The organism is Gordonia sp. HS-NH1 (assembly GCF_001418765.1).
In the GTDB taxonomy this organism is placed as follows: Bacteria; Actinomycetota; Actinomycetes; order Mycobacteriales; family Mycobacteriaceae; genus Gordonia.
Genome location: NZ_LIYC01000027.1, coordinates 11,757 through 35,090, shown reverse-complemented (window position 1 = coordinate 35,090; position 23,334 = coordinate 11,757). Strand labels below are relative to the sequence as shown.

23 protein-coding genes and 3 pseudogenes are annotated in these 23,334 nt (G+C 65.6%); 23 read left to right on the top strand and 3 right to left on the bottom strand.

Going from position 1 to position 23,334, the window contains the following annotated elements:
* Positions 1-13 precede the first annotated feature (13 nt).
* From AMD30_RS17075 to AMD30_RS17045, 8 genes and pseudogenes are all read left to right on the top strand, one after another.
* Complete coding sequence (locus tag AMD30_RS17075; protein WP_137809379.1) at positions 14-1,000, top strand: alpha/beta fold hydrolase; 987 nt, start codon at positions 14-16, stop codon at positions 998-1,000.
* Complete coding sequence (locus AMD30_RS17070; RefSeq protein WP_006897066.1) at positions 1,000-1,872, top strand: extradiol dioxygenase; 873 nt, start codon at positions 1,000-1,002, stop codon at positions 1,870-1,872. Before AMD30_RS17075 ends, AMD30_RS17070 begins: the two co-directional genes overlap by 1 nt.
* A complete protein-coding gene (locus AMD30_RS24700; RefSeq protein WP_006897065.1) occupies positions 1,869-2,141 on the top strand; it encodes a hypothetical protein in 273 nt (90 codons plus the stop codon). The genes AMD30_RS17070 and AMD30_RS24700 overlap by 4 nt, the downstream gene beginning before the upstream one ends.
* Positions 2,138-2,383, top strand: coding sequence for a ferredoxin (locus AMD30_RS17060; RefSeq protein ID WP_006897064.1), 246 nt, complete (start codon positions 2,138-2,140; stop codon positions 2,381-2,383). Before AMD30_RS24700 ends, AMD30_RS17060 begins: the two co-directional genes overlap by 4 nt.
* Positions 2,384-2,866: 483 nt before the next feature.
* Positions 2,867-3,373 (top strand): annotated as a pseudogene (locus AMD30_RS24695) (helix-turn-helix domain-containing protein); the annotation flags it as partial.
* Positions 3,373-4,074: pseudogene (locus tag AMD30_RS17055) on the top strand (ISL3 family transposase); the annotation flags it as partial. The pseudogenes AMD30_RS24695 and AMD30_RS17055, both read left to right, overlap by 1 nt.
* A gap of 134 nt (positions 4,075-4,208) precedes the next feature.
* Positions 4,209-5,123: an alpha/beta fold hydrolase gene (locus AMD30_RS17050; protein ID WP_231632759.1), complete on the top strand. Its 915-nt coding sequence runs from the start codon at positions 4,209-4,211 to the stop codon at positions 5,121-5,123.
* Positions 5,124-5,297: 174 nt separating this feature from the next.
* Positions 5,298-6,080 (top strand): polysaccharide deacetylase family protein, encoded by a 783-nt coding sequence (locus tag AMD30_RS17045; RefSeq protein WP_231632758.1) that lies wholly within the window; start codon positions 5,298-5,300, stop codon positions 6,078-6,080.
* On the opposite strand, the pseudogene AMD30_RS17040 reads toward AMD30_RS17045, so the two are convergent.
* Positions 6,077-6,850 (bottom strand): annotated as a pseudogene (locus tag AMD30_RS17040) (IS630 family transposase); the annotation flags it as partial. The gene AMD30_RS17045 and the pseudogene AMD30_RS17040 overlap by 4 nt on opposite strands.
* A 28-nt stretch (positions 6,851-6,878) precedes the next feature.
* Here AMD30_RS17040 and AMD30_RS17035 point away from each other — a divergent pair.
* From AMD30_RS17035 to AMD30_RS16985, 11 genes are all read left to right on the top strand, one after another.
* Positions 6,879-7,535, top strand: coding sequence for an N-carbamoylsarcosine amidohydrolase (locus AMD30_RS17035; RefSeq protein ID WP_055476446.1), 657 nt, complete (start codon positions 6,879-6,881; stop codon positions 7,533-7,535).
* Positions 7,536-7,636: 101 nt separating this feature from the next.
* Positions 7,637-8,824, top strand: coding sequence for an MFS transporter (locus tag AMD30_RS17030; RefSeq protein WP_055476445.1), 1,188 nt, complete (start codon positions 7,637-7,639; stop codon positions 8,822-8,824).
* Positions 8,825-8,899: 75 nt separating this feature from the next.
* Positions 8,900-9,766, top strand: a complete 867-nt coding sequence (locus AMD30_RS17025; RefSeq protein ID WP_006897059.1) for an aldo/keto reductase — start codon at positions 8,900-8,902, stop codon at positions 9,764-9,766.
* Between the two features lie 138 nt (positions 9,767-9,904).
* Entirely contained in the window at positions 9,905-11,368 is a 1,464-nt protein-coding gene (locus AMD30_RS17020) for an aromatic-ring-hydroxylating dioxygenase subunit alpha (RefSeq protein ID WP_006897058.1), read from the top strand.
* 2 nt (positions 11,369-11,370) lie between these two features.
* Positions 11,371-11,982: a 3-phenylpropionate/cinnamic acid dioxygenase subunit beta gene (locus tag AMD30_RS17015; protein ID WP_006897057.1), complete on the top strand. Its 612-nt coding sequence runs from the start codon at positions 11,371-11,373 to the stop codon at positions 11,980-11,982.
* On the top strand, positions 11,979-12,284 hold the full coding sequence (locus AMD30_RS17010; RefSeq protein ID WP_006897056.1) for a hypothetical protein: 306 nt from the start codon (positions 11,979-11,981) through the stop codon (positions 12,282-12,284). Before AMD30_RS17015 ends, AMD30_RS17010 begins: the two co-directional genes overlap by 4 nt.
* A 48-nt stretch (positions 12,285-12,332) precedes the next feature.
* Positions 12,333-12,530 carry a ferredoxin gene (locus AMD30_RS17005; RefSeq protein WP_006897055.1) on the top strand — a complete coding sequence of 66 codons (198 nt, stop codon included), beginning with the start codon at positions 12,333-12,335 and terminating at the stop codon, positions 12,528-12,530.
* Positions 12,527-13,762 carry an NAD(P)/FAD-dependent oxidoreductase gene (locus AMD30_RS17000; RefSeq protein WP_006897054.1) on the top strand — a complete coding sequence of 412 codons (1,236 nt, stop codon included), beginning with the start codon at positions 12,527-12,529 and terminating at the stop codon, positions 13,760-13,762. The genes AMD30_RS17005 and AMD30_RS17000 overlap by 4 nt, the downstream gene beginning before the upstream one ends.
* Positions 13,759-14,508 carry a class II aldolase/adducin family protein gene (locus tag AMD30_RS16995; RefSeq protein WP_006897053.1) on the top strand — a complete coding sequence of 250 codons (750 nt, stop codon included), beginning with the start codon at positions 13,759-13,761 and terminating at the stop codon, positions 14,506-14,508. Before AMD30_RS17000 ends, AMD30_RS16995 begins: the two co-directional genes overlap by 4 nt.
* Positions 14,509-14,554: 46 nt before the next feature.
* Positions 14,555-15,355, top strand: coding sequence for an IclR family transcriptional regulator (locus AMD30_RS16990; RefSeq protein ID WP_016895390.1), 801 nt, complete (start codon positions 14,555-14,557; stop codon positions 15,353-15,355).
* 292 nt (positions 15,356-15,647) lie between these two features.
* A complete protein-coding gene (locus AMD30_RS16985) occupies positions 15,648-17,051 on the top strand; it encodes an IS1380 family transposase (protein ID WP_006897051.1) in 1,404 nt (467 codons plus the stop codon).
* A 98-nt stretch (positions 17,052-17,149) separates the two neighbouring features.
* On the opposite strand, the gene AMD30_RS16980 is transcribed toward AMD30_RS16985, so the two are convergent.
* Together AMD30_RS16980 and AMD30_RS16975 are read right to left on the bottom strand one after the other, a co-directional pair.
* Positions 17,150-18,208 (bottom strand): MFS transporter, encoded by a 1,059-nt coding sequence (locus AMD30_RS16980; protein ID WP_327037082.1) that lies wholly within the window; start codon positions 18,206-18,208, stop codon positions 17,150-17,152.
* A gap of 383 nt (positions 18,209-18,591) precedes the next feature.
* The gene (locus AMD30_RS16975) at positions 18,592-19,347 is read right to left on the bottom strand and encodes an IclR family transcriptional regulator (RefSeq protein WP_016895386.1); all 756 of its coding nucleotides are present in this window, start codon (positions 19,345-19,347) and stop codon (positions 18,592-18,594) included.
* A 69-nt stretch (positions 19,348-19,416) separates the two neighbouring features.
* On the opposite strand from AMD30_RS16975, the gene pcaH reads away from it, so the two are divergent.
* From pcaH to pcaDC, 4 genes are read left to right on the top strand one after another with little or no spacing between them, the layout of a single operon-like run.
* Positions 19,417-20,184 carry a protocatechuate 3,4-dioxygenase subunit beta gene (pcaH, locus tag AMD30_RS16970; RefSeq protein ID WP_006898356.1) on the top strand — a complete coding sequence of 256 codons (768 nt, stop codon included), beginning with the start codon at positions 19,417-19,419 and terminating at the stop codon, positions 20,182-20,184.
* Positions 20,181-20,750 (top strand): protocatechuate 3,4-dioxygenase subunit alpha, encoded by a 570-nt coding sequence (gene pcaG / locus AMD30_RS16965; RefSeq protein ID WP_006898355.1) that lies wholly within the window; start codon positions 20,181-20,183, stop codon positions 20,748-20,750. The genes pcaH and pcaG overlap by 4 nt, the downstream gene beginning before the upstream one ends.
* Positions 20,751-20,755: 5 nt before the next feature.
* On the top strand, positions 20,756-22,000 hold the full coding sequence (locus tag AMD30_RS16960) for a lyase family protein (protein ID WP_016895385.1): 1,245 nt from the start codon (positions 20,756-20,758) through the stop codon (positions 21,998-22,000).
* Complete coding sequence (pcaDC, locus tag AMD30_RS16955; RefSeq protein ID WP_016895384.1) at positions 21,997-23,196, top strand: bifunctional 3-oxoadipate enol-lactonase/4-carboxymuconolactone decarboxylase PcaDC; 1,200 nt, start codon at positions 21,997-21,999, stop codon at positions 23,194-23,196. Before AMD30_RS16960 ends, pcaDC begins: the two co-directional genes overlap by 4 nt.
* Positions 23,197-23,334 lie beyond the last annotated feature (138 nt).

The following is a 23,334-nucleotide window of genomic DNA, read 5'->3' as shown; positions in this document are numbered from 1 at the left end:
GAGGAGCTTCAACGTGACGAGCACTGAAGGGGGAATGGCCCAGCCCCAGGGGAACTCGTTCTGGGTGGACCTGCTGGGAACCGAGGTCCGGTACCGCCAGGCGAGCTCTTACCGCACCCGCAGCATCGAGGCAGGCGCCGGTGAGCCGGTAGTCCTGCTGCACGGCGTGAGCGGGCACGCCGAGACCTGGGTGCGCAACGTCGCCGTCCTCGGCCGGGACTTCCGCGTGCATGCCATTGACATGCTGGGTCATGGCTTCACCGACAAGCCGCAGATCGAGTACTCGATCCGCGCGCTCGCCGAGCACGTGCTCGGCTTCCTCGACGAGATCGGCGCCTCGCGAGCCCACCTGGTCGGGCAGTCTCTCGGTGGCTGGGTCGCGGCGTTTCTCGCCGTCCACCACCCCGAGCGGGTCGCCTCGCTCGTCAGCGTCACCGGGGCGGGGCTGCAGGTGGACGCCGACGGTGCCACGCTGACCGAGAACGTCGGCCGGCAGGTCGCGGAGGCTACCACCAAGGCTCTGGACACCCCGACCCGGGAGAAGGTCCGGACTCGGCTGGAATGGCTGGTCCATGACCCGTCCGTGGTCACCGACGAACTGGTGGAGACCCGGTACCGGATCTACGCCAGCCCGGACTTCGCCGCCACCGCCGGTGACATGGTCGCCGCATTCACCTCCCGGCCCCGGCCGGAGGAACTGCTGACCGCCGAGCGGCTCGCGACGATCAACTGCCCGACGCTCGTGCTGTGGACCCGGCAGAACCCGACCATGCCGTGGACGGTGGGGGAGGCGGCCAGCCGGATCATTCCCGATGCAACGTTCCGTCTGATGGAGGACGCCGGTCACTGGCCGCAGTTCGAGAAGCCGGCGGAATTCCACGCTGTCGTCGGCGGTTTCGTGCGTTCGGTCACCGCGGGGCGCCGAGGTGGGCGCACCGACGGCGACGGCGACGGCGGCCCCACGGATCCGGCCACCAACCGGCAACGGGCGGCCCGCTGATGGGCAGGCTGGTAGGTGCGTACGCGACGTCCCACACGGCGATGATGATCCGAAAGCTCCAACCGGACAACGACGTGCACGCCGCAGTCCATCAGGCCTTCGCTCAGGTGCGTGCGGAAATTGACCGGCTGTCCCCTGACGTGCTCGTCGTCGTCAGCAGCGAGCACCTAGCATCCTTCAGCTACGACAGCTTTCCGCAGATATGCGTCGGAATCGGAGAGATAGCCACCGGTTGGGGCGATGGAGGAGTGGCCAGCGCCGAGGTCCCACTTGCTGGCGCCTTCGCTGCCCAGCTGCTCTCCGAAGGGGTGGCCGCCGGATTCGACCTCGCGTTCTCCGCCAACCCGAAGATCGACCATGCGTTCATGGCACCATTGACCCTGATCCGACCAGAGATGGACATCCCGGTGGTCCCGGTGTTCCAGAACGCCAACACCGAGCCTCTGCCACCCCTGTGGCGCAGCGCCCAACTGGGGGAACTGCTGCGCGACGTCATTACGCGGCGGCCCGCAGCCGAAACAGTGGTCGTGCTCGGGACCGGCGGGCTCTCCCACTGGGTCGGCACGCCGGAGATGGGCCAGATCAACTCCGCCTTCGACGAGCGATTCCTGCAGCACGTGCGCGCAGGGGACCTCGGCGCGATCCTCGCCATGAAGACCGCCGACGTCCTCGCTGAGGCCGGCAATGGTGCCCCGGAGATCTGCAACTGGGTCACCGCGATGGCCGCCGCGTCCCGTCAGGAGGGCTGGGGAGTGTCGGAGCCTGAGCGGACGGCCCGTGGGCCGAGAGGGGTCGTCCTGGCATACGAGTCCGTCCCGGACTGGGCGACCGGGATCGCGCTGGCTCGGTTGGCCCCCGAGGAGGAACCGTGAACTTACCCCTGGACCAGGTCATCCGCCGGGTCGTCCGGGATCCGGAGTTTCGTTCTATTGCGGAAGAGTCGGGCCAGCTCGCGGCCGACCTCGCAGGCGTACGGCTGGCCGATCTTGCGGCCGTCCTGGAGGGCGACCTGGTCACCCTCCAGCAAAGGGGCGCCCACCCACTGCTGATCATGCAGCTGGCCGGCGCGCTCAGGATCGATCCGATGCGGCGCTTCGCCGCCGAACAGACTGCCCATGACTTAACCACGGAGGGACGATGAACATGATGAACATTACGGTGGACCTCGAGCGGTGTGAGGGCTTCGCCTCGTGCGTTGTGACCGCGCCCGAGCTCTTCGACCTCGATGACGAGCGAAGCGTCGCCGTCGTTCTGGAGCCTGTTGACGGTGGCCCCCGCACCCGCGCCTTAGCGCTCGAGGCCGCCGCGAGCTGCCCGATGCGGGCCATCACCGTCTCCGACCCCCTGGTGGACGAACCATCGCTGCCGCGGCGCGGCCGGTGACCGACGGAGTTTCGCCGGACGCGGTGGCAACCGCGGTCGAGAACGAACCCCGTCGGGCGGCGGTGGCCGGTACGCCCTGTGCCCCGGTTCGTGAACGTGCTACCACCGACGTTAGCGGCCGGCTGCGCCGTTCAGCAGGTTCTCTCCGCTCGCGCTCTCGGTTGGAGGGGTGGCAGCCGCAATGGCCGATCGCTGAGCGGGTCAACGACCACGTTGTCAGACCGGGCGACTCGCGATCCGGGGCTCGATGCCAGCATCCCGGGCTGCCACGCGTACAGCATTTGGTCGCCGCGGCGGGCATATCGTTGACGCCCAAGAGGATACCGGCCTGCCTTCCTGCCGCACCTCGGGCACTGGCCCAGTCGGCTAGATGTACTGACCACGGAGGTTGTGTCTCCGGTCGGCATGGCGAGATGAAATGAGGAAGACCTCCGTGTGAGGTGTGAAAGCGACCAAGCAACCACACCCACAACGGAGGTCTTCGTGTCCCACGCTAACGCGACCTTGACGCCCACGGGAAGACTGCGCCTGGCCCGGTGTGTCGTCGAAGACGGCTGGCCCCCGGCCCGAGCTGCGGAACGGTTCGGTGTCTCGGTCACCACGGCCCGACGCTGGGCCAGCCGGTATCGCGAGCAGGGCAAGGCCGGCATGGTTGACCGCTCCAGCCGGCCGCACACCTGCCCCCACCGCACCCCGCGTCGTCGGGAGCGCCGGGTGATCGGCCTGCGCGTATCGCGCCGGTGGGGGCCAGCCCGAATCGCTTACCACCTGGGAATGCACCCCTCGACGGTGCACAAGATCCTGTCCCGCTTCGGGTGCGTGCGCCTGGCGTTCACCGACCCGGCCACCGGCGCCCCGGTGCGCGCCACCAAGCGACGCCCGCAGCGCTATGAGCACGCCGCACCGGGCGATCTGGTGCACGTGGACATCAAGAAGCTCGGACGCATCCCCGACGGCGGCGGGCACAAGTTCCTCGGCCGCGCCAAAGGATGGTCCCGGGCCGTTCGGCGAAGGTCCTCACCGAGTGGCTCAACGCCCGCGACCAGGCATTTCGAGACCGAGTCAAGGTGGTCACGATGGACGGGTTCGCCGGCTACCACTCCGCCGCAGCCAAGGCCGTGCCCGCAGCACGCACGGTGATGGACCCGTTCCACGTCGTGCATCTTGCCGCCGACAAGCTCACCGTGTGCCGCCAACGCATCCAGCAGGCCACCACCGGGCACCGGGGCCGCACCGGCGATCCGCTGTACGGCATCCGCAGGACGCTCAACACCCGGGCAGGGCTGCTGACCGACAAACAGAAAGTGCGCTTGTTCAAGGCGTTCACCGCCAACGATGCGCACGCGGCGGTGGAGGTCACCTACGGCGTCTACCAGCGACTCATCGCCGCCTACGAGGCCTCGGGCAAGCGGGAGGGCAAGATCGCGATGTACAAGCTCCTGCGCTCGATCCGGACCGGGGTGCCCACCGAGCTGCCCGAGCTCGCCCAGCTCGGCCGGTCGCTATGGAAGCGGCACCGCGAGATCCTCGCCTACTTCGACGTGGGTGCCTCCAACGGCCCCGTCGAGGCCATCAACGGCAGGCTCGAACACCTCCGCGGAATCGCCCTGGGCTTCCGCAACCTCAAGCACTACATCTTGCGGTCACTGATCCACTCCGGACAGCTTCAGGATCGGATCAATGCACTCTGAATCCGGAAGGGCCCTTTCTATTGACAGTCGATGCGGAGGCGCGTAGCTTTCAGGCACACGCAGAAGAGATTTCTACTGGCCAGAACTACCACGTCGGTAGGGGTCGAACTGCGATGAATTGTTCAATCGTTATCGTGCACAGAAAGGCGTTATCCGTGCCAAGCTCTTCAATCACCCAGAAGTTCCATACCGTCGATGTGAGAGGGGTTCAGACGCGTTATTTCGACGACGGCCAGGACAAGGATCCGATCCTCCTCATCCATGGGGGGCATTTCGGGTTCTTCATACCGGTCGGAATCGAATCCTGGGGCAACGTTCTAGAGGATTTCGGCGAGTACGGCCGTGTCCTCGCGGTCGACAAACTCGGTCAGGGCGAGACTGGTCTCCCGCTGAATGACGAAGACTGGACTGTCGACGCGGTCGCCGAACACGTTGCGAACTTTGCAACTCAGTTGGGGCTCAAGAACCTGACCCTGGTGGGTCACTCGCGCGGCGGCATGACGGCGGTCCTTCTCGCGTTGAAGTACCCTGAGATGGTAAAGAAGCTGGTCATCATCAGCAGTGCGACTGCGGCACCGGCGCCGCCCGTCGGAACCGACATGGACTTCTACGAGCGAGTCGAAAGGACTGCCCCCGGAGGTTCGGCCGAGTTGATCCGTCACTATCATGCTGCCCAGGCGGTTAATGAGGGAGATCTGCCCGAGGACTACATCGGGATCGCCACAAAGTGGCTCGAGAGCGAAAAGCAGCTCGACGCTGTCGCCGGATATGCACGCAATGCGGAGGAGCACTGGTTGCCTAGCCTCAGCGAGGGCAGGCGCTGGGTTCAGGAACGGCTTGCCGACGCAGGAATCCCGGTGCCGACGCTGGTTGTGTGGGGAGTCAATGATCGATCGGCGCCGGTGTCGATGGGTAAGGGGCTCTTCGATCTGATCGCTGCCAACACCCTGGATAGCTCGCTCTATCTCATCAACAACGCTGGTCATCATGTGTTCAGTGACCAGCGCGAAAAGTTCAACGCCGCGGTTGGTGCGTTCATCTCGCTTTAGCAGAACCCTTCGTCGGTCTTTCGTGCTCGAAAGACCAGATGTCTGATACAAACAACTTCGAAGAGGAAGCTGGAATCTAATGCACAACTCGCTTTACGACTATTCACCATTACTGAGCGTCCACGATTCGAGTGGCCGGGCGGGAAGAAGGTCGCCTTCTACGCGGGCGTCGCGGTGGAACACTATCCGGTCGACAAGCCGTCGACATCAATTTTTGCCGGAACAGCTGGGCTGACCCCGGACCCCCTCAACTATGGGTGGCGAGACTATGGAATGCGGGTGGGGATCTGGCGGATGATCGAATCGCTCGATCGTCACGGAATGCGGGCGACCGCCTTTGTGAACTCTGACGCATGTTCGCTTTATCCCCAGGTCATCGCGGCCGGAAACGAGCGCAACTGGTCGTGGGTGGCTCATGGTCGCGACAATTCGACCTTCCAGAACGGGATGGAGAAGAGCGTAGAGAGAAAATATCTTGAAGAGGTCGTGGACGAAATCGAGCGGCACACGGGGACTCGTCCGACTGGTTGGATCGGTCCCGCGCTTACCGAGACATTTGAGACACCTCAGATTCTCGCCGAACTGGGGCTGGAATATGTGCTGGACTGGTGCGCCGACGACCAGCCGTTCTATCTCAATGGCGAGAAGCCGATGCTCAGTGTTCCGTACTCGACCGTTTTGAATGATGTGATGCTGTTCGGCGGAAACGGTCTCAGCGGTGAGGGCTTTGTCCAGCTGATTAAGGACCAGTATGAGCAGCTGTCTAAGGAAGCGGATGACCATGTGCGAGTAATGGGCATTGGCCTTCACCCGTTCATCATCAACCAGCCGTTCCGTCAGAAGTACCTTGACCTGGCCCTGGATTTCATCGCCGAACAGGACGATGTTTGGATTACTACGTCGGATGATATCGCGGCTCACTTCAAGAATAATGTTGCGGATCGTCCTGCGGCCTAGTGTCGCGTTTCTGAAGTTGGTTTAGGGTTGGCTTTCGCGAGGATCTGTTCGGGAGTTTTGGTCCAGACGAATGGGTGTTTGCGGTCGTTCCAGCCCGTGATGAACTGGCGAATCTTGGCATTGAGGTCCTTGACGGATGTAAAGACACCGCGGCGGATGGCCTGCCGGTCGATGATGCCGAACCAGACTTCCACGAGGTTGAGCCAGGACCCGGACGTCGGGGTGAAGTGCACGTGGAACCGCGGATGCTGTGCCAGCCACACCTTCACCGCCGGGGTTTTGTGGGTGGCGTAGTTGTCCATCACCAGGTGCAGGTCCACCTCCGGGTAGGCGCGGTCGAGCTGACGCAGGAACGCCAGGAACTCCTGATGGCGATGCTTCGGCTTGACCGCGCCGGTGACGTGCCCGGTCGCAATGTCCAACGCGGCGAACAGAGTCGTCGTGCCGTGCCGCTTGTAATCGTGGGTGTGCCTTTCGATGCTGCCGGTGCGCATCGGCAGCATCGGCGCGGTCCTATCCAGCGCCTGGATCTGACTCTTCTCGTCAACACACAACACGATCGCGTTGTCCGGTGGCGCCAAGTACAACCCCACCACGTCGGTGACCTTCGCGACCAGTTCGGGATCGGTGGAGAACTTGAACGTTCCGGCCCGCCAAGGCTGCACGCCGAACTTGCGCCACGCCCTGGCCACGGTGGCGTTACCGATCTTCAGATGATCCGCCAGCAGGCGTGAGGACCAGTGCGTCACCCCGTACTTCTTCGGCGGAGGAACAAAGCAGAGAAGAGAAGAGACAACAATGTCTATCAGCAATGCCGTTGAAGAATACGAACGTCTTCGAGCAGATTTCCGAGCCAAAGGTTTGGGCGGCCGGACCGGCTTCGGGCAGCGGCCAGCGCTGCTGGTCATCGACCTGATCCGGGGGTTCACCGACACCAGATCCCCCCTGGCCGGCGAACTCGACTCTCAGTTGCAGGCCACCCAACAACTGCTTGCAGACGCACGCGATGCCGACGTGCCCGTGATCTTCTCGACGGTCGCCTACGATGCGGACCTTCAGGAGGCCGGCAAGTGGATCCGCAAGATCCCTTCCAACAGCTGGCTGATGGAGGGAAACGAGTGGGTGGAGCTGGATGAGCGACTGGGTCGTCGCGAGAACGAGATGCTGCTGGTCAAAAAGTACGCGTCCTGTTTCTTCGGTACCGATCTGGCAGCTCGTCTGATCTCCCGGGGCGTGGACACGGTGATCCTCCTCGGATGCACGACCAGCGGATGCATCCGCGCCACCGCTGTGGACGCGTGCTCCTACGGATTCCACACAGTCGTTGTGGAAGAGGGCGTGGGAGACAGAGCAGAGCTGCCACACCTGGCAAGCCTCTTCGACATCGACAACAAGTACGGTGACGTCGTGAGCCTGGAGGACGCCAGCGCCTACCTCCAGCATGTCCACCAGTAGAGACGCCGAATACGGACACCGGTGACGAAAGCTCATCGGCCAGCGCATCAGCGGATCCTTGAGGACGTCGATGCGAAAGAGTTACCACCACGGGAAAGCACATGGACTCCGTCAACTATGACAGGGCCTTGAGCGCGCTGGCCATCATCTTGTTCAGCTTCGCGCTGGGCACTTTGTCCGTTGTCGTCCCTCTTTTGGGTGTGCATGCGGGCTACACCCCCAGTGAGATCGGGCTGCTGGTCGCCGTGGCTGCCATCGCACAGCTGATCACCCGCCTGTACATGGGCGCGTTGATGCGTCGGATTCCGGACAGGTCCTTCCTCGTGGGATCCGGGCTGATGATCGCGATCTCGTGCGCACTGCTCGCGATTTCTCCCGCGGTCGTGTTTTTTGTCGCGTCCCAGTTGGTCCAGGGAATAGCCCGGGCGTTCTTCTGGACCAGCAGCCAGACCCACGCCGTTCGTACATCCGCCGCACCGGTCAGTGGCCTCCGGGACGTCAATCTGGCGGCGGGGATCGGTGCGCTTCTCGGCCCCACGGTGGCCGGATACCTCTGGGAGGCCTCGGTGCAACTGCCACTCATGATGGGGATCGTCGCAGGTTCCGTCGCCGTCGTCCCCGCGGCCTTGTTGATCAGGTTTCCCCCGTTCGCGGCCAGGCCTTCTTCACCCACTGGCAGGGATGTCCGTCTGTGGCGACGACCCGGTGTCAACGCTGCCTGCTGGATGAACACGGGCGCAGGGGTTTGGAAAAGCCTTCTGGACTCCTACGTCCCTTTGGCCCTGTCCCTGGCAGGCCAACCGGCTGCAGTCATCGGTATCCTGCTCTCCATCGCCAACGCCACCGTTCTCGTCGGTAGTACCGCCAGCGGGTGGGTCCGGCGCCGGGGCGTCAGGGCGTCTCTGGTCATCGGGATGATAGCTACAGGGCTGGGACTGGCCGCAGTGGGACCGTTCGCCGGTCTGACCGCCCCGGTGGCCATTGCCCTGGCCATCTCCGGCATCGGTGCCGGGGTCCTGCAGACCGTCGGTCCGGCCATCGCAGCGGAGAAGGTGCACCCAGAAGAACGCGGAGACGCCCTCGCATTGACGGGCACTTTCCGCGCCACGGCGCTCTTCCTCTCACCGCTGGGCATGGCCGGGCTGGTCACCCTCGTTCCGGTGACCGCGGCCCTGCTGGCCGCGGGCCTGCTGGCCGCGGGCCTGCTGGCCGCGGGCCTGCTGGCCGCGGGCCTGCTCATCATCACCCCAGCTGCAACCACCTGGAGATCCAACAAAGATGTCGACTGACCGACACAGACCCCGAGGCTCGCGCTATTTGCCTCCGGTGACAAGAAAGCAAGACGTTTCGACGAGAGGCTGTCCATGACGACGAAAACCCATCCGAGCGATGACCCCGCAACGGTCCCGAGGCTCCGACTGCGGCACGGGCATAGCATTCCGCATCTGGGCCTGGGCACCTGGCCACTGGTGGGGGAAGAGTGCGAGACGGCCGTCCGCTACGCCATTCAAAGCGGCTACCGGCTCGTCGACACCGCGTTCCAGTACCGCAATGAAGACGCGGTGGGACGCGGTGTCCGCACTGCCGGCGTTGCGCGTGAAGAGCTGTTCGTCTCCAGCAAGTTCAACAAGGAGTCCCACAGCGTCGACGGTGTGCAGAGGGCCTACGACCGCAGTCTCCAAGCCTTGGGCCTGGACTACCTGGACATGTTCATGTGCCACTGGCCCGTGCCGGCCTTGGACCAGTACACCGAGGCATGGAGAGGCCTCGTCAAGCTCTTGGACGAAGGCCGTGTCAAAGCGATCGGTGTCTCCAATTTCAAGCCGGACCATTTGGAGAAGGTCATTGCCGCGACCGGCGTGGTTCCTGACGTGAACCAGATCCAGCTCAGCCCCGATCTCGCACGGCTACCCCCGCGGGCAGTGCACCAGGACCTGGGCATCATTACCGAGGCCTGGAGCCCTATTGGTCGCGAATCGGGACTGCGTGACCACCCCATCGTGGTGCAGATCGCGCAACGGACAGCAAAGAGTCCGGCGCAGGTTCTGCTCCGCTGGCACGTCCAGCAAGGAATCGTCCCGATCCCGCAGGCCGCCAAACCCGCATGGCTGGTCGAGAACATCTCGGTGTTCGATTTCTCCCTGACTGCCGAGGAAATGGCCGCCCTGGCGAGGCTGGACCGCGGAGAGAACGCCGCCCGCGACTCCGACTCCCCCGAAAACGGCCACTGACCCTTGCCGCACCCACCCGTACCTGGCACGAAGAGTGGGAGGGGTTGACGTAGATCACAAAATGCGGAAACCTCTTCACGACAGAGTGGACCTCTGCTCTACAGACTGACTGATCGATGATCGAGAAGGAGCTCTCCCATGGCAGACCATCACGGCGTCCTCGAGGACGTACGGCGGGGCATGATCCCTGCACATATCTACAACGACAAAGAGCTCTTCGAACTCGAGAAGGAACGTCTCTTCAGCCGCAGCTGGCTGTTCGTCGCCCACGAGTCGGAGGTCCCCGAGGCTGGTGACTACGTGGTCCGCAGGGTCCTCGAGGACTCGTTCATTATCTCTCGGGACGAACAGGGCCAGGTCCGGGCCCTGTTCAACATGTGCCTCCACCGGGGCATGCAGGTGTGCCGGGCGGAGATGGGCAATGCCTCCCACTTCCGTTGCCCGTACCACGGTTGGTCTTACCGCAATGACGGGCGCCTCGTTGGCCTGCCGTTTCACAAGGAGGCATACGGCGGGGAGGAAGGCTTCAAGAAGAAGGGCCAGACCTTGTTGCCTGCTCCCTCGCTGGCCACGTACAACGGTCTGATCTTCATCAGCATGGACCCGGATGCCGAGCCCCTGGAGGAGTTCCTGGGGGACTTCAAGTTCTACCTGGACTACTACACGAAGCAGAGCGCGGACGGCATCGAGCTGCGTGGCCCTCAGCGTTGGCGGGTCAAGGCGAACTGGAAGATCGGGGCCGAGAACTTCGCCGGGGACATGTACCACACGCCCCAGACCCACACCTCGGTGGTGGAGATCGGCCTCTTCCGCGAGCCCAAGGCGGAGAAGCGCAAGGACGGCACCACGTACTGGGCTGGCAACGGTGGCGGCACCACTTACAAGCTGCCCGAAGGTGGCCTGGAGGAGCGCCTGCGCTACGTGGGCTACCCGGACGAGATGATCGCCCGGATGAAGGAGCAGTGGACCCAGGAGCAGCTCGACGTGGTCGGCAAGGACGGGTTCATGATCTCGGCGGCCTCACTGTTCCCGAACATGAGCTTCGTCCATAACTGGCCGCGGGTCGAAGAGGGCTCCGACGAGGTGCTCCCCTTCATCTCTATCCGCGTGTGGCAGCCGATCAGCGAGAACGAGACGGAAGTCCTCTCGTGGTTCGCCGTCGACAAGAACGCGCCGGAGGAGTACAAAGCGCTTTCCTACAAGGCGTATCTCATGTGCTTCGGCAGTGGCGGCATGTTCGAGCAGGACGACGTCGAGAACTGGGTGTCCCTCACCAATACTGCCGCCGGCTCCATGGCACGGCGTCTGCTGCTCAACAGCCGGATGGGCATGCTCGAGAACGGCGAGAACGTCGTCGAGGCCCTGTCCCCCGAGGAATACTCGGGACCCGGCGCCACCCGTGTCGGCTACAGCGAGTACAACCAGCGGGAGTTGTTGCGCCGGTGGGCCGATCACCTCGAACGTCCGGTAGAAGCCGCAGCGCAGGTGCACGTGGGCTCGGACCCGGTGCAAGCGCCACCGGCCGCCGGATCGGGGCCCGCCCGCCCGGCCTGCGGCAGCGCAGAGACCGCGCCCGCAGCAACCCTTCACGAGGAGGTCTGATCATGAGTGTTGGAACGGCACACGAGAACGAGAACTTGACGCTGTCCGAACAATCGGCGCTGGGAGCCCACGCCCCGCGTACTCAGCGGACGGGGCAGACCCTGCCTTTCAACGATGAACTTCACCTGGAGGCGCATCGTTGGCTGGTCGATGAGGCGTACCTGTTGGACGCCCAGGACTACGACGAGTGGCTCTCCCGGATCGCCGATGACGTGCACTATCTCATGCCCGTCCGCGTCACCACTGCCCTGGGCGCCGGATACTCCACCTCACCGGGGATGGCGCACTGGGACGAGAACAAGTACTCGCTCAGTCGCCGCGTGGCACGCTTCGCCACCGAGCACGCGTGGACCGAAGACCCCCCATCACGGCTGCGCCACTACATCACCAACGTGCGCACCTTCCGCACCCCCGACCCGCAAGAGATCATCGTGGACTCGGCGGTTCTTCTCTTCCGCAGCCGTGGTGACGTCGGGGAGTCCTCCACTGTCTCGGCAGGACGCGAGGATCTCCTCCGCCGTACCTCATCCGGGTCCGGGTGGGAGCTGGCCCGTCGCACCATCATGGTCGACGAGTCGGTCATCCGCATGCAGAACCTGGCGATCTTCCTGTGAAACTGGAATGGGAAGGCGAGGAGGAAGACCGCCTCGCGGCGATCCAGGCCACCGAGGAACGCCGCCGGCTCGAAGAGCACGTCACCGGCAAGCCGATCGTGATCGCTAACGAGTTCTCGGAGGTCCAGGTCACCCGCATCGAGACCCGCAACGGTTCGCGGCTGATGATTCAATCTCCTCGTTCGGGCCAGTGGGTAACGCTCTGTCCGCTGGAACTGGAGTCCCTGACCTGGCAGGCCCCGGCCACGTTCTCGGCCATGATCGGACACCCTTTCGGGCCGCTCGTGGCCGAAGACGAATAAACACCCCAACCGCCAGAGCACCACCGTCTCAAGCTAAGGAGTTCGACCATGCCCGTTGTAAAAGCCGATCTGCAGGCCTGTCAGGGATACGCGAACTGCGTCGTCGGAGCCTCTGACTACTTCGACCTGGACGACGACGGGATCGTCGTGCTGCTCCAGACCGAAGTCCCCGAAGCCGACCGCGCCCGCGTCACCGAAGCCGCGCGCAGCTGCCCGGTCTCCGCACTGGTGGTAGAGGACGCATGAGCCCGGGCACCGTCGTCGTCGTCGGGTCCTCCATTGCCGGGGTGCGCACCGCGCAGTCCCTCCGGCTGGAAGGCTATAAGGGGGAGATCATCCTCGTGGGAGAAGAGACCGAACTTCCCTACGATAAGCCGCCATTGTCGAAATCCGTTCTTGCGGGATCCGCCGACGAGGACTCTATCCGGCTGCTGACACAGGAGCAGGCCGATGCCGAGGACATCCAACTCTTGCTGGGGCACCGCGCTGTCGATCTGGACGTCGCCGAGAACCTGCTGAAGCTTGAAGGGCATGACCCCCTTCGCTACGACAACCTCGTCATTGCCACCGGAGCATCACCCCGGCCCTCTCCCTGGGGCCAGTCTCCAGGGATTCACGTGCTGCGCACCCTTGAGGACGCCCGCGAACTACGTGGGGACCTTCTCCGGGGTGGGGCGCTGGCCGTTATCGGGGCAGGGTTCATCGGCGCCGAAGCGGCAGCCACCGCCCGCGGCCTGGGATTGGAGGTCACCGTCATCGACCCGGTGCCCGTGCCCATGAGCCGCCTCTTTAACCCTGAGATCGGCCAGTGGTTCGCAGACCTTCACCAGGACAACGGGGTCGACACCATGTTCGGCACCGGAGTGGAAGCTATCGAAGGCGAGGAGGGCAACTTCTCCCTCCACCTGACCAACGGTGAGAGCGTTCAGGCGGCCACCGTGCTGATCGGTATTGGCGTCATCCCCAATGACTCCTGGCTTAGCGCATCCGGCCTGCTGGTGGACAACGGGGTCGTGCTCAACGAGTACTGTCAAGCCCTCGACGCTGCGAACGTGTACGCCGTCGGCGACGTAGCCCGCTGGCGCCACCAGAAGCACGGCGAGGACGTCAGGACCGAGCACTGGACTAACGCGGTGGAACAGGCCGCCTGCGTGGCCTACAACATCATCCATCCGGAACAGCCGCGCGCCTACACGCCCATTGAATACGTGTGGAGCGACCAGCACGACTGGAAGATCCAGGTCGTGGGACGCGTCGGAGGCAATGTCGACCACGTCCTCATCGGACACCCGCAGGTCCACGGCAAGTTCGCCGCCCTCTACACCATCGACGGCACCACCGTCCGGGGCGCAGCCATCGTGAACTGGCCCAAAGCCCTCATTGCCTGCCGTCTGGGCATGGCCAGGGGCATCACGGTGCAGGATCTGCGCGCCAAGCTCGAACCCCAGTTGGAGCCACCGCCGAGGAGGGCGTCATGACACCCGGAAACTTGCTGCCCCAGACCGAGAGCGTCAGCCGGGAACGTATCGCCCTCGCCTGCCGGGTCTTGGCCCATCGGGGCCTTGCAGATGGAATCTTGGGTCACATCAGCCTGAAAATTACCGACAGCACATTGCTGGTGCGCTGTCGCGGCCCGTACGAACGCGGACTGGCGTATACGCAAGCCGAAGACATCCGCATGGTGGACCTCGACGGCAATCCCGCCGCCGACGGCGAGCTCGCGGGCGGATACACGGTCCCCAACGAACTGCCGCTGCACACCGAGCTCTTCCGGCGCCGCCCAGACATCCGGGCTGTCGTTCACGCCCATCCCCCGCGAGTGGTTGCCGCCGACCTGGCAGGGCTTGCAGTACGCCCCATCGTAGGGGCGTACGACATTCCCGGAGCCCGCCTCGCCGCCAACGGGGTGCCCGTCTATCCCCGCGGAGTACTCATCCGCGACCGTCGGCTCGCCACCGAAATGGCCGATGCTATGGGAACAAGGCCCGTTGTTGTGCTGCGGGGCCACGGCCTCACCAGCGCGGCCGAAACCGTCGAGCAAGCAGTTCTCCAGGCCATCAGCGTGGACGGCCTGTCCGGGTTGGCACTGCAAGTGACTTCGGCTGGTGGGCACCTCGTCGATCTGCCCGACGCCGATATGGCCGAACTGCCCGACCTCGGAGGAGCATTCAACACAGAGACTGCTTGGAGACATGAACTCGCACGACTTGGTGAGCCTCGTTGATGGCCTGCGCCCTAGCCGGACAGAGACTGAACCCCCGGTCAGTAACATGAAGCTCATGTCCGCATCACGGGCGGAGGACGACTCCAGATACGGCCCTCCTCCGCAGTACCCCATCGAATCCGTCGACAACGCACTCCGATTGTTGCTGCTCTTCGAGACTCGGCCGAGCATCCGGCTCACCGATGCCAGCAAGTACCTCGGAGTGGCGTCATCTACGGCCCATCGCCTCATGGGGATGCTCCTCTACCGAGGTTTCGTACGGCAGAACCCTCAGACCAAAGCGTACGAACCCGGACAAGCACTCAGCTCCATCGCCTTCGCCATACGGCGCCACGTCGACATCGGAACGCTAATTCGTCCAGCAATGGAAAGGGTATTCGAGGCAACCGGAGAGACGGTGCACTTTGCCGAGCTCAAAGGCTCGAACGCACACTTTCTGGAGGCCATCGAAAGCCAACGTGCCGTCCGCGTTGCCTCACGTCAAGGTGCGATGCTTCCTGCCAACTGCACTGCAACGGGCAAAGCAATGCTGAGCCTACTCACCACGGAACAACTGCATGCCCTGTACCCGTATGAGGAGCTCCCGGGTCTCACCAAGGGATCTATCATTTCCCGTTCCGATCTGGAGCGTGCCCTCGAAACGATTCGGCAAACCGGGTACTCAACGAGCCAGGAAGAAAGCGAAGACGGCGTCATGTCAGTCGCTGTTCCCATCACCAGCCCGAGCGGAGGATACTACGGGATCAATGTATCCGTGCCCGCTCACCGCATGACTGAACAACTCCGCACAGAACTCGGAGCTATGCTCCAGACAGCCGCCAAAGAAATCCAGAACTTGCTCGTTTAAGGATCTCGACGGCCGGTGACGGTGGTGCTGTGGACAGGACCACCTCAGGCCAGCGGCGATTCCAGAGAGTCGATTCTCCGCAGTCGGAGCCCGAAGAAGAAGGAAATGACCACGGCGACGGTTGCCATAGTGACGAGCATCGCCCAGGTCAGTGTCGAGTTACCGAGGCTAACCCGGGTGATTCATGGGAATCTGCGGATCGCTGGGCGAAAATAGACCGAAGTGCTTCCTGAACAGGGGAAACTGGGACTTGTCTAAGGTTCCATGTTCTCCAGCAGAAAGCACTCGGTAGGTGAAGCGTACTTCGTGGTCGGCCGGTCTGTCCGTTACTGCAGATGGTGTCGGGGTGGTCTCGCATGCCGGGGCTATCGTGCCTCGACTTCTGGCTGATCAGGTCGGTCTGACCGCCGAGCTGTCAGGGGCCATGGCTCGCCGCCGGTTCATCCCGATCCACGATCGCGGCCGGGTGTTGATCGATACCGCGGTGATGCTCGCCGATGGCGGCGAGTCCATCTCCGACATCGGCGTCCTGCGCCACCAGTCCGGCGCCCTGGGCCCAGTGGCGTCGGCGCCGACGGTGTGGCGCACGCTCGATGAGGTCACTGCCGGCAAGCGCAAGAAGATCCAGGTGGCGCGGGCTCGCACGCGGCGGCACGTGTGGTCCCACCTGCCCGGCGGAGTGCCCGCATCGGCGTGTGCGGGGCGGGATCTGGGATCGACGGTCGTGCTCGATGTGGACGCCACCATTGTGGTCACTCACAGCGAGAAGGAGCTTGCTGCGCCGACGTATAAGCGCACGTTCGGGTACCACCCGATCGGCGTGTGGTGCGACAACACAGAAGAGTTCCTCGCCGCGAGCTTGCGCCCAGGCAACGCCGGGTCCAACACCGCCGCCGACCACATCGACGTCCTGGGCCAGGCAATCGCGCAGATCCCCGCCAGTCATCGGCGTGATCTGCTGATCCGCTCCGACGGTGCCGGCGCCTCCCACGACCTGATCGACTGGATCACCGAGCAGAACCGCGTCCGTGGTCGACAGGTGGAGTACTCGGTCGGCTTCTCCATCACTGCCCCGATTCGCCGGGCCATCGCGACCTGCCCCGAAGCCGCGTGGGGACCAGCGCTCAACCCCAACGGGGACATTCGTGACGGGGCCGACATCGCGGAGCTGACCGGATTCCTCTCCCAACGGATGCTCGCCAAGTGGCCAGACGGGATGCGGGTGATCGTGCGCCGCGAGCGGCCCCATCCGGGTGCTCAGTTGTCGATGTTCGAGGAGATCGATGGATGGCGCTACCAGGCTTTTGTCACCAACACCACCGCCACGGGTCAGCTGCAATTCCTCGAGGCCAGGCATCGGGCTCACGCCCGGGTCGAGGACCGGATACGCCACGCCAAGGACACCGGGCTCGGGCGGCTACCTTCGCGGGGGTTCGCGCTCAACCAGGCCTGGCTCGTCGCGGTGATGATCGCAGCGGACCTCGTTGCCTGGACGCGGATGCTCGCTTGCACCGGCGAGGCCGCAGTCCTGGCGTTGTGCGAGCCCAAGGCACTGCGCTACCGCTTCCTTCACGTGGCAGCCCGGCTGGTCCGCAGCGGCCGACGGCGAAAAGTGAAGATCCCGGAAACATGGCCCTGGGCCGTCGCGATCGTCGCTGTGTTCAACACGATCGCCGCGATCCCCAAACCAGCCTGACCTCACATGCCCGCCCACGACATCACCACCCGGGGACCCGCCCACCGGCAGCGCCAGCCGGCACACACGCACGCCCACCCACGAAATCGATCCCGCCGTCACCCGACAGCAGCAGTCACACCGGCCCGTGAATCAGCGGGGCTAAGGGCCACCCCGGTGAGCACGGGGCCGATGGTATTGCCGATGTACGTGCCGGTCTGGACAATGCCGGTGGCCGCTGCGGTGGCCCCAGGCGCCATGTGCGAGATGAGGAAGTGCACCAGACCTGGCCACCCCCACCCCAGGCCCACCGCTAGCAGGACACCTACCACGTAGCTCCAGGTGGTGGGGATCGCCATGAGTGAAAGCCCGACGGCGCAGACGATGAGTGCTGTCTGGATCAGAGAAAGTGCTGACACGCCGCCTCGATCGACGACTCCGCCAATGACGATACGGGTCGCGGCTCCTAAGGCGCTGCCGACGGCCAGAATCACACCAGCCGGGCCGACTGCAATCCCCCGCTCCAGCGCGCCGATCACGGCAAAGGCCACGGCGGACGTAACGGCACCGCCCGCGAACATCGTCATCGCGGCCATCAGCACCAACGCCGAACGCATCTGGGTATCCCATTGCCCCGCCGGCCGGGTCGTACCCATAACGACCGGCATGGTCCGGGTCCGGGCCACGGGGACCAGTACGAGCATGCCCAGTACAGCCATCAGCAGGAAGGCCATGGACCATCCCAGAGTCAACGCAACCAACGGGATCGAAACGCCGGCGACCAACCCCGTCACAGGGACCGCGGCCTGTTTCACCCCGAAGGCCAGCCCGCACGAGGCGGCTGGGATGTGCGTGACGAGCAAGTGGTTGGAGGAAGGGTGCCCGAGACCGTTCCCGAGTCCCCCCAGGGATGCCCATACAATTAGCCACGGCCACGCAGAGATCCAGGACGCGCTGCCGGTCAGGCTCACGACCGCCAGAAGCAAGGCGGCGATGCCCATGCCTTTCTCGCTGAGCACACGACCAATCACACCGGTGCACGCGGAGGTGAGGGCGGCCGCAGCCCAGTAGACCCCTACCGCCAGGCCGATCCCGTAGGCCGGGACGCGGATTGTTGCGGTGATCTCCGTGGCCAGCGCCCCAAGGAGAAACACCGGCATGTTTGTTAAGACAGTCACCAGTACGGCCACAGCCAAAGCGGCGAATCCACGGCCCGGATGTCTCACGCGCTGTGACCTGCCACCGGGGCATCCGATGCCGCATCCATCTCCGGCACGCTGCGCTTACGCACCCGTGGGCAGGGCGGTAAAAAGTTCATGGCTGGCATTCCTGCCCTTCCAGGTCAAGGCTGTGGTGCGAGCAATACCGCTTCTGAAGTGCCCCGGGTTTGATGGGCACATTGGTGTGCCCCGGGTTTGATGGGCACATTGGTGTGCCCCGGATTCCGTGGGGTTCGATTTTTTGAATTCTCATGCCTCAAGTACGACTTCGCCGGACATCGGTCTAGATGGGTCAGCGTCGGCCCCTGTGTCCCTCTAGCCCGCGTCAGATCTCCTTCCCATCACCCGCCTGACGCCAGTTCCCGGCCGATACCGAACGCCGCGGCCTGGAGGACTCCGGCGAGGCGGGTCCTGTCCCTCGTCAAGCGGGGAACCACAAGACCCAGGGATGCGACGACCGCGGTGTCTCGAAGCACGGGGACGGCCACCGAGCACGCCCCGAGGGACATCTCCTCGACCGTTGTCGCATACCCATGGCGCCGCACCCGAGCCAGCTGCTGTCGCAGGAGCCCGGGCTGGGTCACCGTGAACGGCGTCATCCGGGTCAACGAGCCGAGCGTCTCGGCGAGCACGTCGTCGGGCGCGTGCGCGAGCAGCACCTTCCCAACCGCCGTGCAGTGCAGCGGCAGTCGGGAGCCGACGGTGCTGACGATCGGGACGGACGCCGTGCCGGACAGCCGGTCGAGGTACAACACCTCGGCGCCCTCGCGCACCGCGAGGTGCACGGTGGCCAGCGTCGCGCCGTACACGTCGTGGAGGAACGGCTCAGCGATCTGGCGCAGGCCGGTCTGGGTCGGCGCCAGTAGTGCGAGCTCCCAGATCCGGCGACCCACCACGTACTCGCCGGTCGGCCGCCGCACCAAGCCGCCCCAGGTGGCCAGTTCGGCCACCAATCGGTGAGTGGTCGGCAGCGGTAGACCCGCCCGACGCGCAATCTGGCTCAGCGTCATCGCCCGGTGCTCATCGTCAAAGGCGCCGAGAACGGTCAGCAGGCGCGAGGCGACACTGGCTCCCGGGTCGGAGGTGTTGCCGGCCATCGTCGCCCTCTTTCACTCAGTGAACGATATAGCTCGAAGCGTACGCCCCGGCCACCTACCGTCGGGCTGGTGAGCACTCCTGACCTATCGACCCAAGCCGAGATCAGCGCCGAGATCGCCGACCTGTCCGCCGGCACCGACCCGTCCGCTATCAGGCCCCGCCTCGACTACTCCCCGTACCGCAGCAGCCTCCTGCGGCATCCGACCAAGGATCTGCACCAGGTCGATCCGGAAGGCGTCGAGTTGTGGTCTCCGTGCTTCAGCCACCGGGACGTCGATCCACTCGAGGCCGATCTGACGATTCAGCGCTCGGGCGAGCCGATCGGCGAGCGCATCACGATCTCCGGCCGGGTCGTGGACGGCGACGGACGCCCGGTCGCGGGCCAGCTGGTCGAGATCTGGCAGGCCAACGCCGGAGGACGCTACATCCACCAGCGTGATCAGCACCCTGCGCCGCTCGACCCGAACTTCACCGGCGCCGGGCGGTGCCTGACCGGTGCGGACGGTAGCTACTCATTCCAGACGATCAAACCGGGTCCGTACCCGTGGCGGAACCACCGCAATGCGTGGCGTCCCGCCCACGTGCACTTCTCCCTGTTTGGCACCGAGTTCACGCAGCGCATCGTCACGCAGATGTACTTCCCGGGCGATCCCCTGTTCGCGCTGGACCCGATCTACCAGTCGATCACCGACCAGGGCTCCCGTGACCGCCTCGTCGCCCGCTACGACCATGACCTGACGCGACCCGAGTGGTCGACCGGCTACCGGTGGGACATCGTGCTCACCGGAGCCCACCGCACCTGGACCGAGAACAACGACGACAAGGACCACGCATGAGCCCCCGCCTGCACCCCACGCCCGGCCAGACGGTGGGCCCGTTCTTCCACTACGCACTCCCCTATGACGGCGACTCCGAACTGGTGCCTGCGAGCAGCCCGGGTGCGATCCGGTTCCACGGCCGCGTGCTCGACGGTTCTGGTGCGCCGGTCCCCGACGCGCTGGTCGAGCTCTGGCAGGCGGACGCGTCCGGCGCGATCGTCCAGCAGCCGGGCTCGTTGCGCCGCGACGGTTGGACGTTCACGGGCTGGGGCCGGTCGTCGACCGACAACGCCGGCCACTACTCGTTCTCGACGATCGCGCCGGGTGGGGTCGACGGGGGCGCACCGTTCTTCGCGCTCACGGTGTTCGCGCGTGGCCTGCTCGATCGGCTCTTCACACGCGCATATCTGCCGGGACACGAGGCCGCCCTCGCTGCGGACCCCCTTCTCAGCAGCCTCGAGCCGGACCGTCGCGCGACGCTGGTCGCGGAGGCCGATGCGCAGGGACATGCGTTCGACATCCGTCTGCAGGGCCAGGGCGAGACCGTCTTCCTGACGTTCCCGGGCCACGGGGCGGCACACTGAACGCCATGACCGACCTGTTCTGGCCCGGCGACGAGCGCGCCGGCGACCTGATGAGTGCTGAGGCGTTGCTCGCCGCCATGGTCAGGGTGGAGTCCGCGTGGCTGGACGCTCTCGTGGCCTCCGGGCTCGCGCCGTCCGCCGCCGCCACCGACCTCGCCCCGCTCGTCACCGTCGACGACCTGCCGCACATCGCGGCGGCAGCCGAGGGCAGCGGCAACCCCGTCGTCCCGCTCGTCGGCCTGCTCCGCTCGCGGGCGCCGCAGCCCGCCGCCACCTGGCTGCACCGCGGGCTCACCAGCCAGGACGTCCTCGATACCGCCCTCATGCTCGCGCTGCGCGATGCGCTCGATCGCCTGATCGACGAGCTGCGCGCCCAGGTGACCGCGCTCTCACGCCTCGCCGCGCAGCACGCCGACACGCCGATGGTCGGTCGCACCCTGACCCAGCACGCCGTCCCCACGACGTTCGGCGCCGTCGCCGCAGGCTGGCTCGACGGCCTGGTCGACGCCGCCGATCTGGTCCAGGACGCCCGCTCCCTCCTGCCGGTGCAGCTCGGCGGGGCGGTCGGCACTCTGTCGGCGGCCACCGAGCTGGCGAACCTGCGGGGGCACGAGGATCCCCAGGGGACCAGCGCCGACCTGGTCGCCAGCACCGCCGCGGCCCTGGGGCTACGGGAACTCCGCCCGTGGCACACCTCGCGGGCGACGGTCACCCGGACGTCCGACGCGCTGGTCTCGTGCACGGACGCCTGGGGACACGTCGCGACCGATGTCGCGACGCTGGCGCGGACCGAGATCGGCGAGCTGGCCGAGCCGACGGCCGAGGGCCGCGGTGGCTCGTCGACGATGCCGCACAAGAACAACCCGATTCTTTCCGTACTGGTGCGCCGCGCAGCCCTGGGAGCCCCCGCTCTGGCCGCGACGATGCACCTCGCCTCCGCCACCGCGGGCGACCAGCGCCCGGACGGCGCGTGGCACGTCGAGTGGTCGACCCTGCACATGCTCGGTCGACGCAGCGTCGTCGCCGCGTCCCAGACCACCGAGCTGCTGCAAGGTCTGCACGTGGACGCCGAGCGCATGCGCGCGACGCTCGACCGGTCGACCGACAGCGTGCTGGCCGAGCGCCGCACGATCGCCGGGCTGCTGGACAAGACCGCCGATTCCGACCCGACCACCTACCGCGGGTTCTCCGAGGACCTCATCGTGGGCGCCGTGGAGCGGGCCCAGACCTTCTTGGAGGAGAACGAGTGACCGTCCCTCGCATCACAGCCGTCCAGCTCGGCGGTTCACCCGCCATGCCCCTGCTCGTCCTCGGGCCCTCGTTGGGCACGTCGGCTCAGTCACTGTGGGCGCGCTGCGCCGCCGGCCTCACCGATCGCTTCGAGGTCCTCGCGTGGGACCTGCCCGGGCACGGATCCAATGTCGGTTCGGCCGAGCCGTTCACGATGGCCGAGCTGGCCGCCGGTGTCCTCGAGATGGTCGACGACGTGGTGGCCCAGCGCGACACGTTCGCCAGCACTTTCACCTACGCGGGCGACTCGGTGGGAGGCGCCGTCGGGCTGCAGCTGCTGCTGGACGCACCCGCGCGCATCGACTCCGCTGTCCTGCTGTCGACGGGCGCACGGATCGGCGAGCCGGATGCCTGGCGGACACGGGCCACGTCCGTGCGCGCGTCGGGCACCCCGTCGATGATCGAAGGGTCGGCCCAGCGTTGGTTCGCACCCGGATTCCTGGAGCGGGAGCCGGAGATCGGCGCAGCCCTGCTGCACGACCTGCGGGACGCCGACGACGAGGGCTATGCGCTGGTGTGCGAGGCGCTGGCGGGCTTCGACGTCCGTGACCGCCTCGGCGAGATCGAACCGCGAGTGCTGGCGGTGTCGGGTCTGCTCGACGTCCCCACTCCGCCGGCCGATCTCGCGGCTATCGCCTCCGGAGTCCGGAACGGGCGGCTCGTCGTCCTCGACGGCGTCGCGCACCTGCCCCCGGCCGAGCAACCGTCCGAGGTCGGCCAACTCATCCGCGATCACGCGAACGCGGGGCAGGCGGTTGCCGCTCCCACGACCGTCGCCGGGGTGCGCGACGCCGGCATGGCGGTGCGCCGGGCGGTCCTGGGCGACGCCCATGTCGACCGCGCGACCGCGGCGATCACCGATCTGACCGCCGACTTCCAGGATTTCATCACCCAGTACGCCTGGGGGTCGGTGTGGACGCGTCCGGGTCTTGACCGGCGCAGCCGCTCACTCATCACGCTGACCGCCCTGGTGGCCCGCGGCCATCACGAGGAGCTGGCCATGCACGTGCGGGCCGCGCGTACCAATGGGCTGACCAACGACGAGATCAAAGAGTTGCTGCTCCAGACGGCGATCTACTGCGGCGTGCCCGATGCCAACGCGGCCTACCGCATCGCCCAGCGCGTGCTCGACGAGCTGGACCACCCCGCTTACTAGGAGACTGCTGCACAATCCTCGTGGCAGGAGCCCGGTGTGGTGGCTGGCGTGAAATCCTGTGGCTATGCAGGGTTGTGATTGTGACTTTCGCGGGTAAGTGGCGGTGGCGGTGGTCTACGGACGTTTCGCGGCGGTCTC

Bases quoted from the DNA above. Each gene is read 5' to 3' on its own strand.
- AMD30_RS17025 (WP_006897059.1), top strand. From the start codon at position 8,900: ATGACGACGAAAACCCATCCGAGCGATGACCCCGCAACGGTCCCGAGG.
- AMD30_RS17070 (WP_006897066.1), top strand. From the start codon at position 1,000: ATGGGCAGGCTGGTAGGTGCGTACGCGACGTCCCACACGGCGATGATG.
- AMD30_RS17000 (WP_006897054.1), top strand. From the start codon at position 12,527: ATGAGCCCGGGCACCGTCGTCGTCGTCGGGTCCTCCATTGCCGGGGTG.
- AMD30_RS16995 (WP_006897053.1), top strand. From the start codon at position 13,759: ATGACACCCGGAAACTTGCTGCCCCAGACCGAGAGCGTCAGCCGGGAA.
- AMD30_RS17005 (WP_006897055.1), top strand. From the start codon at position 12,333: ATGCCCGTTGTAAAAGCCGATCTGCAGGCCTGTCAGGGATACGCGAAC.
- AMD30_RS16975 (WP_016895386.1), bottom strand. From the start codon at position 19,347: ATGGCCGGCAACACCTCCGACCCGGGAGCCAGTGTCGCCTCGCGCCTG.
- AMD30_RS17020 (WP_006897058.1), top strand. From the start codon at position 9,905: ATGGCAGACCATCACGGCGTCCTCGAGGACGTACGGCGGGGCATGATC.
- AMD30_RS16990 (WP_016895390.1), top strand. From the start codon at position 14,555: ATGAAGCTCATGTCCGCATCACGGGCGGAGGACGACTCCAGATACGGC.
- AMD30_RS17030 (WP_055476445.1), top strand. From the start codon at position 7,637: ATGGACTCCGTCAACTATGACAGGGCCTTGAGCGCGCTGGCCATCATC.
- AMD30_RS16960 (WP_016895385.1), top strand. From the start codon at position 20,756: ATGACCGACCTGTTCTGGCCCGGCGACGAGCGCGCCGGCGACCTGATG.
- AMD30_RS17015 (WP_006897057.1), top strand. From the start codon at position 11,371: ATGAGTGTTGGAACGGCACACGAGAACGAGAACTTGACGCTGTCCGAA.
- pcaG (WP_006898355.1), top strand. From the start codon at position 20,181: ATGAGCCCCCGCCTGCACCCCACGCCCGGCCAGACGGTGGGCCCGTTC.
- AMD30_RS17035 (WP_055476446.1), top strand. From the start codon at position 6,879: ATGTCTATCAGCAATGCCGTTGAAGAATACGAACGTCTTCGAGCAGAT.
- AMD30_RS17060 (WP_006897064.1), top strand. From the start codon at position 2,138: ATGAACATGATGAACATTACGGTGGACCTCGAGCGGTGTGAGGGCTTC.